Below are 15,966 nucleotides of genomic sequence, written 5' to 3'. Positions count from 1 at the left end.
AATGTCACAACCCAGCATCGGCTTCATCGGCCTCGGCACTATGGGCGAACCCATGGCCACCCGCCTAGCACAAGCCGGCTTCGATCTGAGCGTATCCGATTTGAATGAAGCTGCCGTCGAACGACTGGTAGCTCTCGGCGCCAAGCGCGCTGCCGACCCGGCAGCAGTAGCCTCCCAGGCAGAAATCGTCTTCGCCAGCCTACCTACCCCCGACGTTGTACAGAAAGTCGCCCTGGGAAACCAAGGTATCGTCAGCGGTAGCAAGGTTCGTGTTTTCGTAGACCTATCCACCACTGGTCCGCGTACTGCCAAGTTAGTGGCAGAAGCGCTATCCAAACGAAATATCGTTGCCGTCGACTGTCCTGTAAGCGGCGGCGCCGCAGGTGCGCAGAAAGGTACTCTGGCCCTGATGACCTCCTGCCCCAAAGCGACCTATGACGAAGTGCTGCCGATCCTGCAAAACCTCGGCAAGGTGATTTTCTGTGGAGAAGCTCCCGGCCTAGGCCAGACCATGAAATTGGTCAATAACCTGGTCTCAGTAACCGCCCTTGCCGTTTCTTCCGAGGCATTGGTGATGGGGGTCAAGGCCGGCCTCGATCCGCAGATCATGCTCGACGTGTTCAACGCCGGCAGCGGCCGAAACAGCGCTACAGCCGACAAACTGCCGCGTGCCGTTCTTCCACGCACCTTCGACTTTGGCTTCACCACTGCTCTGTCGCTGAAAGACACCCGTCTTTGCCTTGACGAAGCCGAAGCGATGGGCGTCCCCATGCCAGTTGGCAGCGCCGTCCGCCAGGTCCTGAACATGACGCGAGCCGCCTTCGGCGACAACGCCGACTTCACTCGCATGGTCTGCTTGATCGAGCAATGGGCCGGCGTCGAAGTTCCTACTCGCCCGAAATCCCAATAAGGAGAACAGCATGGACAAAGCATTGTTCGAGAAAGGCTTCGAGAACCGCAAAGCAGTACTTGGCGCCGCTCATGTCGAAAGATCCTGGGCCGCTGCGGACGACTTCAACAAGCCCATGCAGGAGTTAGTAACGGAATACTGCTGGGGGGCGATCTGGGGCAACGAAACCCTACCGTTCAAGACCCGCAGTATCGTCAACCTGGCCATGCTGACGGCCATGAGCCAGCATCATGAACTAGCCGTGCACGTAAAAGGAGCACTCACCAATGGTGTTTCCAAAGAGGAGATCCGCGCCGTTCTGATGCAGGCCGCGATTTATTGTGGCGTACCACTGGCCCTAGCCGGATTCCGCGTAGCCAGTGAGGCCATCAAGGCCTGGGAAGCCGAACATAACGCCTGATCCTAGAACTAGAAGGTGCACCGCTTCCCGTGGAACGGTGCACCTAAAACTAGATGGAAAGCACTCAAGGAGCTCCAGCATGACTAGCCTGCCGTGTCACGAAGTATTTGCTTTGCGCTATGCCCATGTGGCACGTCGTCGTCAGGATAACTTCATGGAGATTCACGATGCCCATGACTTGCCCATGCCAATGGACTACTTCGTGTGGTTGATCCGCGGTGAAGGAAAAACCATCCTGGTCGACACTGGATTCAACCAGCAGGCGGCCGATGCCCGTGGCCGTACTTTACTACGCTGCCCCATAAAAGCCCTCGAGGCTCTCGGACTACGCCCGCAAGACATTACCGACACCGTGATCACTCACATGCATTACGACCATGCCGGGAACACGGATCTACTCCCGCAATCTCGCTTCCACCTACAAGAAGCAGAAATGCGCTATGCCACAGGGCGCTACATGCTCTATAAGCCTCTACGGCAGCCCTTCAATGTCCAAGACGTGGTCAACATTGTCCGCGGCGTCTATCAGGAACGAGTGGTCTTCCACGATGGCGATAGCGAACTGGCTCCCGGCATCGAGCTACTCAAGGTTGGCGGGCACACCCTAGGCCTGCAGGCCGTACGCGTGCACACAGCCCGAGGCTGGGTCGTCCTGGCCTCCGACGCGAGCCACTATTACGACAACATGGAAATGGAGTCACCATTCCCAGTGGTCTTCAACGTCGGCGATATGCTGGACGGCTATCGAAAGCTCTTGGCTCTAGCCGACTCACCAGCACATCTCATTCCCGGCCATGATCCGCTGGTTCGTGAACGCTACCCGTTTCACGGTCCCGCCGACAATGACGTAGTAGCACTACACCTCCCGCCCAGCAGTTGAACTGGACGTCCACGTCCCTTTCGGAGATAACGGAGCTTGTCTGCACGCTGCGCTTGGCCTCAGGCCTAGCGAAACGTACAAATAACAATCAACAAGAAGTCGAATCATCGACTCAGATTTAAAAGGTGACATGTTCCCATGCGCACTGCATCCTCCAATGCCGAATCCGAATATCGGGAATCGACTCAAGTATTTCTGATCGGCTCCCGACTTCTACCGCCCCCCGAAACCAGCAGCCTGATTACTCGCTCGAGACTGTCCAAACGCTTCGGCGAAGCTGGAAATGCAGTGCTCGCCTTGCTCCAGGCGCCTCCCGGCTACGGCAAGACCTGTTTTATGGCCCAGCATCACCGCTGGCTAAAGCAACATGGCCAACGGGTTACTTGGCTCACGCTGGATGCCGATTGTCGAGACCTGCCCACTTTCATTGCCCATCTCAAAGGAGCCATTGATCTCGCGGGATATGAAGATGCCCTACAGGAGCAACTATCCCGGGTCGGCGAGAGTAACCTTCAACAAGCCTTCAATGCTGTCCTTGGTATGACCAGAACCCAGCCTGCGCCCCTATACGTGTTCGTCGATGACGTTCATTACTTGGCTGGAAGCGACTCAGTGCGCGTGCTTTCAATGCTGATCGATCACGCGCCGCCCGGGCTGCATTTCATCCTGTCCTTCCGTGGCGAGCCATGTCTTTCAGTAGCGCGACAACGCATGCATGGCCAAGTCTACGATATTGGCGCCAGAGACTTGCGCTTCTCCCATGCAGAGACTGCTCAACTCATGGAGTTGCATGGCGTGGAAGCACTGGACCAGTCACAACTCGATATCCTCGAATCGCGACTCGAAGGCTGGGCTGGCGGACTCAAACTGGCGGCCATGCTGCTTCAGCGCGATCCAGACCTGCTCTCTAACCTAGCAAACTTCACCGGCGAACGCCGTCAATTCGCCGACTTCTTTCTGCAAGATGTGCTTACCCGCCAACCAGAGCAGGTTCAGAGCTTCCTGATCCAGAGCGCAATCCTTGATCGCCTGTGCGTTCCACTGTGCAACTACGTGACCGACAGCAATGACAGCCAGGAGATGCTCCGCGAATGCGAGACCCGTGGGCTGTTCCTCCTGCCGATGGATGATGAGCAGAAGTGGCATCGATACCATCCCTTGTTCGCCGAATTTCTACGACGTCATCTGAAAGAGCGCAATCCCGCTCAGTTCGAACAACTCAATCGTCGAGCAAGCGACTGGCTATCCGACAACAACCTGCATATAGAAGCATTCAACCATGCGCTAGCCGGCGGTGATGCCGAGCGAGCAGCAGAAATCATGGACGCCCATTGCGACCAGATTTTTAGTATTGACGGCAATGCCGACCTTTTGGTCGACAAGATACCCAGGCATCTCGTGGAGCGCTTTCCGCGCATCATGTTGGCTCAGACCTGGAAGCTACTGATGGGCTGGCAGTTCGAGACCTGCAAGAAGCTTCTGGGCACTGCTCGTCAGCGAATCGAACAGTTGAAGGCCGAAGGAGAGATCTCTGAATCGGAGCTGGCTTCACTGAATAATCATGTACTACACAGAGAGATGATGTTCCACATGTTGGCGGACCAGATGGTCCAGGTGGAAGAAAGCGCCAGGACCCTGATCGACGAATGCGACGATGTACATCCCTTGATGAGGGCCAGCCTGTTCACCGCATTGATCTACACCAGGCGCGAGCACTATAAGCTCGGTGACATCGAGCGCCTGAACACGCAAGCCTCGGAGTTCCTAAATCGCCTGGATAGCCCGCTCGGTAAAGTATTCCACCAGGCGATTCTGGGACCTTCACGCTTCGTTGCCGGCCGCGTGGCTATCGCACTGCAATCGCTAAACGAAACCCTCAAACAAGCCGAGCGAATCGCCGGCAAGGGCTCCCCACTGGCTGCCGTGGTAGCCATGCACCTGGCAAAGATTCACTATGAGCGTGACGAAATCGCCCAATCGCGCAAGCTACTGGAGGAATACCTTCCGCAAATAAATTTCCAGGGATTTGTCGATCAGGCGATTGCCGGATGGCTGACCAGAGCCCGTCTCTCGATGATCGATGGCGATGCCACCAATGCCTTCCACATGCTTGATGAGGCCGACATATTTGCGCAAAAGCACGACTTCGAGCGCCTCCGTCTTTTCTCACTTGCTGAGCGCCTCAAATGGCTCTTGCGTCAAGGAAATACCGATGCGGTAATCCGCCTTGGCCGAAAGCATGAGTTGCGCACCCCGGCGAGTCACGTGGCACCGCATCATGGCATCACTACACGCGATGAGGCTCGAGCCCTTGCCTGGGTGCGGGTAGCACAAGCAGAGGACCGGCTCCCCGAAGCACTCAACCTTGCCAAGCAGTGGCACCGCCACATGAGTTCTGCAGACGCCATTCGCAGTGTCCTACGCTGGGACCTGATCATTGCTCACATCTCCCTGCTTTCCGGCGATCAACGAGCAGCTTTACGAATTGTTCGCCGCGCGATGTTCCAGGCCGCTCCCGGTGGTTTCATCCGAGTATTTTTGGATGAAGGGGCGTGGCTACATAGTCTGCTACGGGAGCAGTTACAGACAGCCCAAATCGACGGCGAACAGACGGACGCCTTTGCCGCCGAACTGCTGCGCCGCTTCCAGAATGACGACGCCCTTGCCGCCAAGCCGGTCCTGCCTGCACTCGAGCCGGTAGCCATAGCGGGATCGCTGAATAGTCGCGAGCTGGACATACTAAAAATGGTTGCCGTCGGCATGCTGAATCGCGAAATAGGCGACAAGCTCGGGATGACCGAGGGCTCGGTGAAGTGGTACCTGCAACAGATCTACGACAAGATCGGAATTAGGCGCCGCTCCCAAGCAGCCGAACGTGCCCGGCAGTTAGGCATCCTGCGTTAACCTTCTGGCTCGGCACTATCCATGGATAGGTGCCGAGCCCCCTCTCCCTCACCTAGCCTCGACTCGCTGCGCCTATTCGGCGCAGCGATGAATCTGTTCGCCCGCAGCCAAGAAGGACTACAAAAAATGCTGCAGCCACTCCTCAATTGCCTAACTAACCTTCCGGTCGGCCGTAAACTCATGTTGGCCTTTGGCATGCTCTCGGTGCTCTCTCTGGCGGCGATTGGCCTAGCCATCCAGTCGGCAAAAAGCTTACTTGAAGGGGCCCAACAGAGCCAAACCATGGCCGACATCAACCTGCTTCTCCTGCAGGCGCGAAGTGCAGAGAAGAGCTTTGCCTTGAGCCACGACGAAGACTCGGTGCAAATTCTCGGGCAACGGCTAGATGAACTTGAGCAACGAGTCGAAGAGCTTCGCACAGGCGACTCCACTAGCCTTGACCGCCTGAACGATATTCGCACTAGCGTCCAAACCTACCGCAATCAATTCAATCAATTCGTCGCCGGCACACAAGATGCACTGCAGACCTTTGAGGTAATGCAGAAGCAAGCCGATGAGGCACGCATCCAGTTCGAGTTCGTTGAACTGGATATGTACAGCTCACTTCGCGAAGTGATGAACTCTCAGGGCTCGCTGAACCCCGACACCCTGACCTTCGCTGAAAATGCTTCCGCGCTGCTTCGCCAACTGCTGGCAATACGAACTCGCGAATTTGCCTTCGCCCAACTAGGTTCGGATCAGGCGCTCAAGGAGTGGACGGAACTCATGCAGGGCACAGAAGGTGACGTCTCGCGCCTTCATGATCGGATAGGACATGAGCATGAAGACATTCTTCAAGCAGCTGAAACGGCGCTCGATAACTATCGAATCGCTTTCCAACACTATCAAACCAGTCGTAGTAGCAATGAACACGCGGCTGAAAAGATGAAACAACAAGCCGAACAAGTCTTGAGACAAGCAGATCAGGCGCTCTCTAGCCATAAACAATTGATGGAGCAACGGGCCTCGAACATCCTTCGTCTTTTAAGCGTTAGCGCCATCATTATCATCGGCCTCGCGCTGATAGCCGGCATCGTCATCCGGCAGTTGATAGTCCCTCCACTACGACAAACCCTGACGCTTGCCCAAGCCATAGCCGCAGGTGACCTGAGCCAAAACATAGTAACCCAGCGTAGTGATGAGCTTGGCCAACTTTGCCAGGCGATGGGCTCTATGAGCTCTGGTCTGCGCCACTTGATCCAAAGAATCGTCCAGAGCATCGATGAACTGCACAATGCCGCCGGCCAACTTCAGCAAGCCAGCCTCACAAGCAGTGAAGGCGCAAGAAACCAGCAGCGCGAAACGGAGCAGGCAGCCACAGCAACCCAACAGATGGCCCACAGCGCCGAAGCGGTTTCTCGGCATGCAGAGCAAGCCTCTCACGCGGCGAGACTGGCCAACCAACATGCCAGTACTGGCGAACAAGTCGTGCGCCAAAGCGCCGATCAGATTGGCCGGTTAGCCGATGACGTAGCGCTCTCCATGCACATGATTCGCCAACTGCATGAGGGTAGCGAGCGGATTGGCGGAGTGCTTGATGTCATCAAAGCAGTGGCGGAGCAAACAAACCTCCTGGCTCTTAATGCAGCAATAGAGGCGGCTAGAGCAGGAGAACAGGGCCGAGGGTTCGCAGTGGTGGCCGACGAAGTCCGTGCCTTGGCCAGGCGGACCCAAGACTCAACCCGACAAATCGAAACCTTGATCGCGGAACTGCAGGGCATGTCCGAGCAGGCGGTACAGCAAATGGCCGGCAGTGCCTTGCTCAGCCAGGAAGCAGTTGCCCATGGAGAGCAGACACGTGCAGCCCTGTCGAGAATCACGGACGCAGTCAGTAGTATTGAATCGCTTAACTTACAAATAGCGACCGCCTCAGAGGAACAGAGCTCCGTGGCCGGTGAGATAAGCGAAAATGTCGAGCGTGTGCGCGGCATTGCCGACCAAGAGGCCGCTGCCACCGATGACATAGCTAGATCCAGCAGCGAATTGGCCCGATTGGGTGGTGAACTGCAACAGTTGGTGCGCCAGTTCCACACCTGAAGCCCACGACTATCTTTCGACAGGAGACCGCAACGCCAACCAAGCGGAACATCCATTCACCAAATGTTCGAGACCCGTCACGTTCCAACATTGGTTTTAGAGTGATCTCAATCTTCCGGGCTGAGATCGCTCTTTTTTTTGCCTGCCCGCGACCACCATGCTTGCCTCCCGCACTATCCATCGATAGGTGTTCACCCTGAAGTCGCTTCCTAGCATCGTTCAAAGTGGGCAATCGCCCCCCACAAGAACAATAGGAAGTCACGACATGAGCAGCGCCTTCGACATCGTCGCAGTGGGATCTGGCCATAACGGTCTGGTCGCCGCAGCCTACCTCGCCGCAGCCGGCAAGAAAGTCCTGATACTTGAGCGGAACGCCTGGTTCGGCGGCGGCGTGGTTACTCGCGAGTTGACCGTACCAGGCTTTCGCCACGACCAACACAGCGTCGGCCATATTTTCATCCAGGCCAATCCACTGATCCGCAATGACGAACTTGGCTTGATCAGTAAATACGGACTCAAGTACATCTATCCCGAAACTCCGCTGATCTCTGTATTCGAAGATGGCAGCACCCTAAGTCTTTATCGCGACCGTCAGAAGAACTACCAGGAGCTGGCCAGGTTTTCCCAGAAGGATGCCGAAGCCTACTTAAAATTCTCTGAGATTGCCGCTCACTATCTCCCAATGCTACTCGGCACACTCTATTCAGCACCGGTTCCTATGGGCGCACAATTCGCCATGATGGATCAGAGCCCGGAAGGTCGGGAGATGTTCGCGACCATGATGAAAAGCAGTTGGGAAATCATCTGCGAGTGGTTCAGCCACGAGAAGATCCGCTTGCACTTCGCTCGCATGGTTGGTGAAAACCTAGCGAGCCCCGAAGAGCTTGGCTCAGGTATCAGCCTGTTCATGTTCCTTGGCTTCATGGAGAAATACGGCATTGGTATTCCTGTCGGAGGCAGCGGTGCCTTGACCGATGCGTTGATCCGCTGCATTCGCGACCATGGCGGTGAAGTGCTCTCCTCCATCGATGTCGCCAAGATCGAAACCCGAGGAGGTCGCGCAGTTGGCGTCCGCACACATGACGGTCAGACATTCGAAGCCCGTGACGGAGTAATCGGGGGTATTCATCCACACCTACTGCGCAATTATCTGGATGACTCAGGCGTAGCCCCAGCCGTATTCGACCGCGCCGAGCGCACGCAAACCTCACCCTGCGCCTGTATCACCATCCATGCCGCACTCAACGAAAAGCTCCGTTTCAAAGCTGGCGATCACGTTGACAAGGCTGCCTTCATAGAGCTCCTTGCCGTGAATCTCGAAGAGTTCCGTCGCTCTTTCGATGACGTGCGTTATGGCGAACTCCCGAAAAACCCGCTGCTCGCTCTCGCCTCCCCGACCAATATCGACCCGAGCCGAGCTCCCGCAGGTAAAGCGACCATGCATGCCTGGGCCTATGTCCCCTTCCAGGTCGGCCAACACACCCCGGAGCATTGGGACGAAATCAAAGAGGCGTATGCCGAGCAACTGCTAACCCGCATGCAGCCGTTCTTCCACAATTTGGACAGTAGCCTGATCATTGCGAAGCACATCGACACCCCCCTCGATATGCAGCGTACTTCGCCTAGCTTCCAACGGGGTGACCTCCACGGAATTGCCGGCTACCAACACCAATTTGGCGCGCATCGACCAACCCCTGAGCTCGGACGTAACACCGTTCCCGGCTTGGAGCGTTTCTACCTGGTTGGCCCGTTCCAGCACCCGGGTGGCGGAGTGTTCGGTGCCGGTCGCGCAACCGCAATGCGTATGTTCGATGACCTAAAGATGAACTTCGGCAAATTCAACAAGGTAGCCTGATGAAACTCTACTCCCCCGATGGTAGCGAACTGATGAAGATTGATGCGCTCGAGCGAGACGGCGATCAACTACTTCTCAAGGGCACCGCCTTCGGCGCGATGCCGATTACTGCACAACTGCGACCGCAGGAGATGCGAGGCGGATTCAGCCTGCTGAACGCGAAACTAGTGTGGTTCCTCATCAGCATGCTGTTCCGCCGCTAAGGTAGTCGTCAATGAACGTATCAGCCAACAAGCAACTCGTACTCGACTATCTGCGCCACATGGAGTCCGGAGATACACGGGCAGCACTGGCCTTGGCCAGCGACGACGCACGATTCTGGATGCCAGGCCCCGGCGAACTCAGTAAAGATCAGGTCGCTGCGTTCTTCGATCAAGTCGGCCCCCTGATCCTCAGCATGAACTTCACCATTCACGGCATGGCTGAAGAGGGTGATCGCGTTGCCGTAGAAGCCAGCGGCCTAGCACAATTAACCAACGGCAAGCAGTACATCAATGACTACCACTTTTTATTCATTATACGGGACAGGAAAGTAAGGAGCATGAAGGAGTATGCGGACACCGCTCCAGCAGCAGTGTTCTTCCAGGAGTGAACAAACGAGCGGGCGGCGCAATGCCGCCCGCCATCAGCAAACAGAGCAGAATACGGCTCCTTCCTTTTGCAAAGTCGGCGCTTAACGCCTTCCCCTTCCGCCAAGAACAACAACAATCAGCATGGTCGAGAGCCAGCCCTGAAGAGGAAACCCACTCAATGAAGAATCCATTTACTCTGCTGCTCGGGGTCCTTTTACTGCCACCCGTCGCCCTTGCCAACAACGTAACTGCGCAGCAACTACAGCAAATGCGCTCTCTGAACTTGCTCGTCTGCTCTAACGTCCTCGTACAGTTCAATGACTACGAAGAGAATATCGACCCCAGAAGACCGGAGACATACCGATCCGACTTATCTGCCATGCGCCAGATTAGCGAGCATCTACAACTGGCACCGGAACTGCAGTTGGTAGACGAAATGCATAAGCAAGTGAATGAGCTCGAATCACTACCAAGGCAGGGTACTAACCGCTATGGCCACGGGCTTGAAAATCTACTTCGCCTGCAACAGCAGCTCGACGGCAAACTCTCATCTCGCTATAAAGTCGAATCCAGCACCCTATCAACTGAACGAAGAGCACTTCATGTTCTGAGCTTCAATATTGGGAAAATCCTACTGCTCTACCAGACTCGAGCCTTCATTCTTCTTCCCAAAAGCAACCTGGACATCTCAGAAGAAACGAACCGGCGACTTGATACACAAATCATTACCGAGCTTCAAGAGCTAACCCGGTCATCACCAGCCGTCGCGGCCAATATAGACCCCATCCAGCGCCGCTATCAGTTCGTTCGAAGCAAGCTAATCAACTTCCAGCAAAACTGGGCTCCTAGCGGAGTCGAGCGCTATCTGGAAAGCAACATTCGCGATCTGGACAGGTTATCGACTACAACGGTGAATTGATCCAGATCAGCAATGTTCTCCTGACTATCTTTGGGTAGGTCCTCCCAGGGGCCATCACCGGAAAAATCCCCATAAGCGACCAGCACTGTTGCCGGACCGCTCGACGGTTCCCCTTCCGAACCCAATAACAAGACCCATGGAGACACCTCATGAACAAAGGAAAACGCGTCATCGTCATCGGGGCCGGCCCAACTGGTCTGGTCGCGGCACTTGGTCTGGCGCGCCTGGGCGCACAGGTCACCATCATCGACCGCGAAGACGATATCCTGCGCTGGCCGCGCGCCATGGTATATCTGCCCTCGACGCTCAAGGTAATCGACGAGATCGGCCTGCTAGACAAGGCTAAAAGCGTCGCCGCCTGGGGTTACGAATACAACCTTCGCTTCCCTCTGACTGGCAACATCGGCCGGCTCAACTACCACGTTATCGAGGACCTCACTCCCTACGCCTACAACCTGCACTTCGGGCAAGACGTACTGGCGGAAATGATCCTGGAAGAGTTCCTCAAACTACCAGGCGCTGAAATGCGCTGGAAAACCTCCTTCGACACCATCGAACAGGCCGGAGACTGCGTTCAGGTCTCGGTACACACCCCCAATGGGCCGCGCACGCTCGAAGCAGACTGGGTGATTGGTGCAGACGGCGCTCGATCCAGTGTGCGCAAGGACCTTGGCGTAGAGTTCGAAGGTTTCACGTGGGACGATACCTTCATGGCAACCAACGTCCTCTACGACTTCGACAAATATGGCTACGCCCCCTCGACCATGGTCGCCGACCCCGATCACTGGTGCGTGATTGCGAAGATCGACGATCGCCAGCAGTGGCGTATTGCCTACGGCGAAGACAGCAACCTTCCGGAGGAAGCCCGTCTGGCCCGCATCAAGGAACGCTTCAAGCACTTCCTCCCCGACCCTGATGCCCCGATAGAAGTATTGATGGCTAACTCCTACCGGGTTCATCAACGATCAGCCAAGACGTACCGCGTTGGTCGTGTTTTTCTCGCTGGCGACGCCGCCCATGCCACCAATCCAATTGGCGGCATGGGCTTCACCTCAGGCGTACAGGATGCCAGCACCCTGATCAAGTGCCTGGGTGGCGTCATTACCGGCGAGTTCGCCGAGGACGCATTGGACTGGTACGCCTATGAGCGTCGCCGTTGCTTCCTGCAGATTGCCAACCCCACGGCCATCGAGATGAAGCGCCGCACCCAAGAACGCGACACTGCGAAACGAATGGAGGACGAAGCGAACATGTTTGCCCTTATGGCAGATAGAGAAGCCACCCGTCAGGCGATGATGTCGATCTTCAACCTGTCCGGCCGCTCTTATAGGGCCGACTGGCAGACCACCCTCTTGGTCGAAGATCAAAACAACAAGGGGCCGACCGTAGGTGCTCACGGCGGCATCAAGATCAAGTCCTAAAGCAATCGAAGTCGGTGCCGGTGAATACCGGCACCGCTCTCTCCCACCTCTAGGAGGCACGATATGATTTTCACTGTGGCTGAAGTCCAGAACATCACAAAAATCACCCTTGACACTCAAACCGAAGAGCTCAAGGTGCAATATCACAACCCTCATCGAGCCAACGCAGGGCGCACGCTGCAAGTACGCTTCTCCAAGCAGGCACTGAGGGAGCTCCTGCAGGAAATTCATCGACTCGAAACCTCAGCAGAAAAACCGTTGGCGAAATTTCTCGAATCCTGAAAGTGCCCCTAATGATCGGCATCATCGCTTGATGAGGCACGATCTTCTCCCAGCAGTTGCATGAGAATGCTGCCTGCCCCTCCCCAATTACTCACCATCAAAAGCCCCCTCCTACACCAGCTCCGAGCGTATAAAGCGGCACCGGCATCGCTTCCGAAGTCCCCGTTCTGCGCTGGGTACATCGCTATCTTTTGATAGGTGATCCCCATACTGGCGGCTTTGACAATCGATTCTGCCTGCAAGACCACCGTCTCGATAGACGGCCATAAGAACAATGAACGATGCACAGGAGATGCCCCATGCAGCTCAAAGCCCCCACCTCTCAGTTCCCAGTAAATCTCGTATAACCCCCGCCTTCCGGAACCACCCAACGCCTTGGTGAAGCAGATGCACTAACCGCGCGCCAGGGCTCGATCGGAACAAATATGAAAAGACGCAGTTTCCTCAAGTCCGGCCTTGCCGGCATGACAATACCTGCCTTGACGGGGGTTAGCGGCTTGAGCCTGGCCAGCACACTCCCCTGGGCAGGCAACAGGCCCTCGCTGATCGTTTCCGACGCTAGGTTCCAAAGCTGCAGGCAATTCGGAGCAGCGGCAGCACAAGCCGGACTACAGCACTTTTCCTTCGACGGAGATATCACATCTCTCTGGTTCGAGCATCTGGATCCAAAGTGGCTGAAGCACCAGTCAGTAGTAGCTGGAATGACCGCACGCCAACCACTTTTCGTCCTCGAACGCTTGGCCTGGGATCGCGGTATGCGCGTGGTGCTGCGTGTCGAGCATAACTGGCTCGACGACGGCAGCATTGCGCACCGGATCGAAGCGCCCGGGCATCAATTGCCACCTCTAGCCAACTTGCTAGAGGGGCAGGCCGATTGGAGTGATCGCCTCGCTCGCATGAGCGCCAACTGTTCTTGGAGAAATCAAGGTGCGTGCTCGCGTGGCACCGCTAATTCTCCTGCGCTCCACCAGCCTGGCCGCTCTGCGTCCCTGGTGAGTTGGGTCATCGCCCCGGCCCGTCCTGCCTGAGTACACCTTCAAGAACTGAAAACAAAAGGAACATCTTATGCGCCAACCACAGGGCATCAGCCCTCAGGACTTTGCCGAAGCAATTCGCCAGTTCACCGACGTCGTCGGCAAGGAATGGGTCTTTACCAGTGACGAGGATCTGGACCTCTACCGAGATGCCTATTCTCCGTTCTGGGGTGAAGCAGAGGAGCGCATCGCCTCCGCAGCAGTCGCGCCCTCTTCCACCGAAGAAGTACAGGCACTGATGCGCATCGCAAACCGCTTCAAGATCCCGATGTATCCGATCTCGACCGGCAAGAACCTGGGTTACGGTGGTTCTGCCCCCAGCTACTCAGGCTCTGTGGTGCTCGATCTGAAGCGCATGAATCGCATCATCGAGGTCAACGAGAAACAGGCCTACTGCATCATCGAACCCGGCGTCAGCTACTTCGACATGTACCGCTACCTGCAGGAAAAAAAGATCAAGCTGTGGATCGATGTACCCGATCCCGGTTGGGGCAGCATGCTCGGCAATGCCCTGGATCGAGGCGCCGGATACACCGCAGCCCAATTCCGGAACCACTTCGATGCTCACTGCGGCATGGAAGTGGTACTGGCGGATGGGACACTGATGCGCACCGGAATGGGGGCTATGCCCGGCGCCAAGACCTGGCAGATGTACAAGTCAGGTTTCGGTCCATGGATCGACGGCATATTCAGCCAGTCCAACTTTGGGGTAGTCACCAAGATGGGCTTCTGGTTGATGCCGGAACCTGAAGCCTTCCTCAAGGGCGTCGTGCATATGCCGCGGTACAAGGACATGATCCCTTTCGTGGACACCATGACCCACCTCGAAAACTCGAAGATCTTTACCGGCTTCCCCGACTTCAATAGTCCAGTCCTCGGCACTCCAAGCCTAGCTGGCCTGCATGACTTCCTAGTTCATGGACCAGAACAACGGGATGCGGAGTACATGCAACTACTGCAACGCGGAGCAGCTCCAGAAGAGTATGAGGATTATGGTCGGCGTAACAAGATTCCATTCTGGACCTGCGCCTTCACCTTCTATGGACCAGAAAAGGTCATTCGCGCCCAGTGGGAATACGTACAAGAGAGTTTCCGCAAGGCAATCCCCGAGTCCACCTTCGAGGAAAAAGAGTTCTACAGCCTGCCGCTGACCGAAGAGCAGAAGCAACAGGTCCAGTACCCGGCGCAATTTGGAATTCCCAACCTGCGCACCTTTGCCATTGGTGCCCGCTCGAAATGGAACCCAGCACCACCGTCCGAAGGCCACGCCTGGTTCTCTCCAGTTATTCCGCGTGATGGCGCAGAGATCCTGCGCATCAACGAAGTATTGGGCAAAGCGGCCAAAGAACTCGGCGTACCGCTGGTTTTTGCCCTGAACGTCCCAGTGCCTTCGTGGGAGCGCAGTTTCACCTTCATCCTGCCCTTCTATATGACCAAAGACCCGAAGAAGAACAAGGAGACTCGCGAGACTTTCCACAAGCTGATCAAGCTCGCAGCAGAAAACGGATGGGGGGAATACCGCACAGCTCCGGCATTCCAGGATGCTGTGATGGATACCTACTCGTTCAACAATCATGCCCTGTTGCGCTTTCACGAAACGCTTAAGGATGCGATCGACCCCAACGGGATCCTATCCCCGGGCCGCTTCGGCATCTGGCCGAAACACCTGCGCAAGGAGAACAAGGCATGAAGCTACAGACCATCGTGATTCTGCTCGGCGTCTACCTGGCGCCCTCGCTCGGCGCATGGGCGGCAGAGGACGTCCAAGGCAAGCAGGTCTTCGAGAAATGGTGCCTGCCGTGCCATGGCAAAGGTACTCAGTATCCAGGAACTCTAGCCCTGGAGGCCCGCTACAAAGGCACGGTCCCCGGACCTCTTCAAGAACGCACCGACCTGACGCCCGAGTTGGTCAAGTATTTTGTCCGCCACGGCATTTCAGTGATGCCGTTCTTCCGTAAGACAGAGATCAGTGACACAGAATTGGAGGCCCTAGGCCGCTATCTGCAGAAGCAGCCAGCGCAGGCCGCTGCGCGACCGTGAGGAGGCCAACATGAAAATCGTCATTTTCGGTGCACTCGGTCGCGCCGGTCGCCACATCGTCCAAGAAGCACTTAAGCGAGGTCACGACGTCATAGGCGTTAGCCGCCAGCCTACGACGCAGAGAGAAGAGTCTATCCCTCGTCTGCAACTGGTACGGGGAGATGCTACCCAGACGGAAACCGTCGCCCAGTTGGTCGCCGGCGCTGATGCAGTAGTCAACTCTATCTCCCCCAGACCCAGTGCCGGCGGCCCAGCCTGCTCATTGGAGGATGCTGCCCGCGCACTGATCCAAGGGCTACGCACAGCTGGAGTCAAGCGCCTGCTGGTAGTCGGTGGTGCAGGTAGCCTGGAAGTAGCTCCAGGTATTCCACTGAAAAGTATGCCCGACTTCCCAACGGAGTACCTGCCGGAAGCTACGGCTCAAGGCAAGGCGTTGGAGCTCTACCGCAATGAGGCCGTTGATTTGGACTGGACCTATCTAAGCCCAGCAATCATTTTCGACGGAGATAAACGTACCGGTCATTACCGCATCACCGGCGACAGTCTACTCACCGACGCCGATGGCATCAGTACGATTTCGTTCGCCGATTATGCGGTCGCCACTCTTGACGAGCTGGAACGACCTCAGCACCTGAAACAGCGTTTCGGCGTCGCCTACTAACCCCCCCGAGCG

General features: G+C 56.3%; 15 protein-coding genes and 1 pseudogene. All 16 read left to right on the top strand.

Annotated elements, in window-relative coordinates:
- Window position 1: 1 nt before the first annotated feature.
- The 16 genes and pseudogenes from PcP3B5_RS13000 to PcP3B5_RS12940 all read left to right on the top strand — a co-directional run bounded on the left by PcP3B5_RS13000 (window position 2) and on the right by PcP3B5_RS12940 (window position 15,954).
- Complete coding sequence (locus PcP3B5_RS13000; RefSeq protein ID WP_061561497.1) at window positions 2–910, top strand: NAD(P)-dependent oxidoreductase; 909 nt, start codon at window positions 2–4, stop codon at window positions 908–910.
- Between the two features lie 10 nt (window positions 911–920).
- On the top strand, window positions 921–1,310 hold the full coding sequence (locus PcP3B5_RS12995) for a carboxymuconolactone decarboxylase family protein (protein WP_061561496.1): 390 nt from the start codon (window positions 921–923) through the stop codon (window positions 1,308–1,310).
- Between the two features lie 79 nt (window positions 1,311–1,389).
- Window positions 1,390–2,190: an N-acyl homoserine lactonase family protein gene (locus tag PcP3B5_RS12990; RefSeq protein ID WP_061561495.1), complete on the top strand. Its 801-nt coding sequence runs from the start codon at window positions 1,390–1,392 to the stop codon at window positions 2,188–2,190.
- Window positions 2,191–2,328: 138 nt separating this feature from the next.
- Window positions 2,329–5,094 (top strand): winged helix-turn-helix domain-containing protein, encoded by a 2,766-nt coding sequence (locus PcP3B5_RS12985; RefSeq protein ID WP_082816321.1) that lies wholly within the window; start codon window positions 2,329–2,331, stop codon window positions 5,092–5,094.
- A gap of 21 nt (window positions 5,095–5,115) precedes the next feature.
- Window positions 5,116–6,264: pseudogene (locus tag PcP3B5_RS32560) on the top strand (methyl-accepting chemotaxis protein); the annotation flags it as partial.
- A gap of 33 nt (window positions 6,265–6,297) precedes the next feature.
- On the top strand, window positions 6,298–7,170 hold the full coding sequence (locus PcP3B5_RS32555; RefSeq protein ID WP_420820168.1) for a methyl-accepting chemotaxis protein: 873 nt from the start codon (window positions 6,298–6,300) through the stop codon (window positions 7,168–7,170).
- A gap of 265 nt (window positions 7,171–7,435) precedes the next feature.
- Window positions 7,436–9,025 carry a phytoene desaturase family protein gene (locus PcP3B5_RS12975; protein WP_061561492.1) on the top strand — a complete coding sequence of 530 codons (1,590 nt, stop codon included), beginning with the start codon at window positions 7,436–7,438 and terminating at the stop codon, window positions 9,023–9,025.
- Window positions 9,025–9,228, top strand: coding sequence for a hypothetical protein (locus tag PcP3B5_RS12970; RefSeq protein WP_061561491.1), 204 nt, complete (start codon window positions 9,025–9,027; stop codon window positions 9,226–9,228). Before PcP3B5_RS12975 ends, PcP3B5_RS12970 begins: the two co-directional genes overlap by 1 nt.
- 11 nt (window positions 9,229–9,239) lie before the next feature.
- Window positions 9,240–9,617: a nuclear transport factor 2 family protein gene (locus tag PcP3B5_RS12965; protein WP_061561490.1), complete on the top strand. Its 378-nt coding sequence runs from the start codon at window positions 9,240–9,242 to the stop codon at window positions 9,615–9,617.
- Window positions 9,618–9,637: 20 nt separating this feature from the next.
- The gene (locus PcP3B5_RS31450; RefSeq protein ID WP_145923902.1) at window positions 9,638–10,516 is read left to right on the top strand and encodes a hypothetical protein; all 879 of its coding nucleotides are present in this window, start codon (window positions 9,638–9,640) and stop codon (window positions 10,514–10,516) included.
- A 149-nt stretch (window positions 10,517–10,665) separates the two neighbouring features.
- Entirely contained in the window at window positions 10,666–11,937 is a 1,272-nt protein-coding gene (locus tag PcP3B5_RS12960; RefSeq protein WP_061561489.1) for an FAD-dependent oxidoreductase, read from the top strand.
- 63 nt (window positions 11,938–12,000) lie between these two features.
- The gene (locus PcP3B5_RS12955) at window positions 12,001–12,219 is read left to right on the top strand and encodes a hypothetical protein (protein WP_061561488.1); all 219 of its coding nucleotides are present in this window, start codon (window positions 12,001–12,003) and stop codon (window positions 12,217–12,219) included.
- Between the two features lie 425 nt (window positions 12,220–12,644).
- Window positions 12,645–13,247, top strand: coding sequence for a hypothetical protein (locus PcP3B5_RS31445; protein WP_145923901.1), 603 nt, complete (start codon window positions 12,645–12,647; stop codon window positions 13,245–13,247).
- Between the two features lie 37 nt (window positions 13,248–13,284).
- Window positions 13,285–14,943, top strand: coding sequence for an FAD-binding oxidoreductase (locus PcP3B5_RS12950; RefSeq protein WP_061561487.1), 1,659 nt, complete (start codon window positions 13,285–13,287; stop codon window positions 14,941–14,943).
- Window positions 14,940–15,293, top strand: coding sequence for a c-type cytochrome (locus PcP3B5_RS30675; protein ID WP_082816319.1), 354 nt, complete (start codon window positions 14,940–14,942; stop codon window positions 15,291–15,293). The genes PcP3B5_RS12950 and PcP3B5_RS30675 overlap by 4 nt, the downstream gene beginning before the upstream one ends.
- 10 nt (window positions 15,294–15,303) lie before the next feature.
- On the top strand, window positions 15,304–15,954 hold the full coding sequence (locus tag PcP3B5_RS12940) for an NAD(P)-dependent oxidoreductase (protein WP_061561486.1): 651 nt from the start codon (window positions 15,304–15,306) through the stop codon (window positions 15,952–15,954).
- Window positions 15,955–15,966 lie beyond the last annotated feature (12 nt).

This window comes from Pseudomonas citronellolis, assembly GCF_001586155.1.
GTDB classification, from domain to species: Bacteria; Pseudomonadota; Gammaproteobacteria; order Pseudomonadales; family Pseudomonadaceae; genus Pseudomonas; species Pseudomonas citronellolis.
This window is presented reverse-complemented; position numbering and strand designations above follow the sequence as displayed.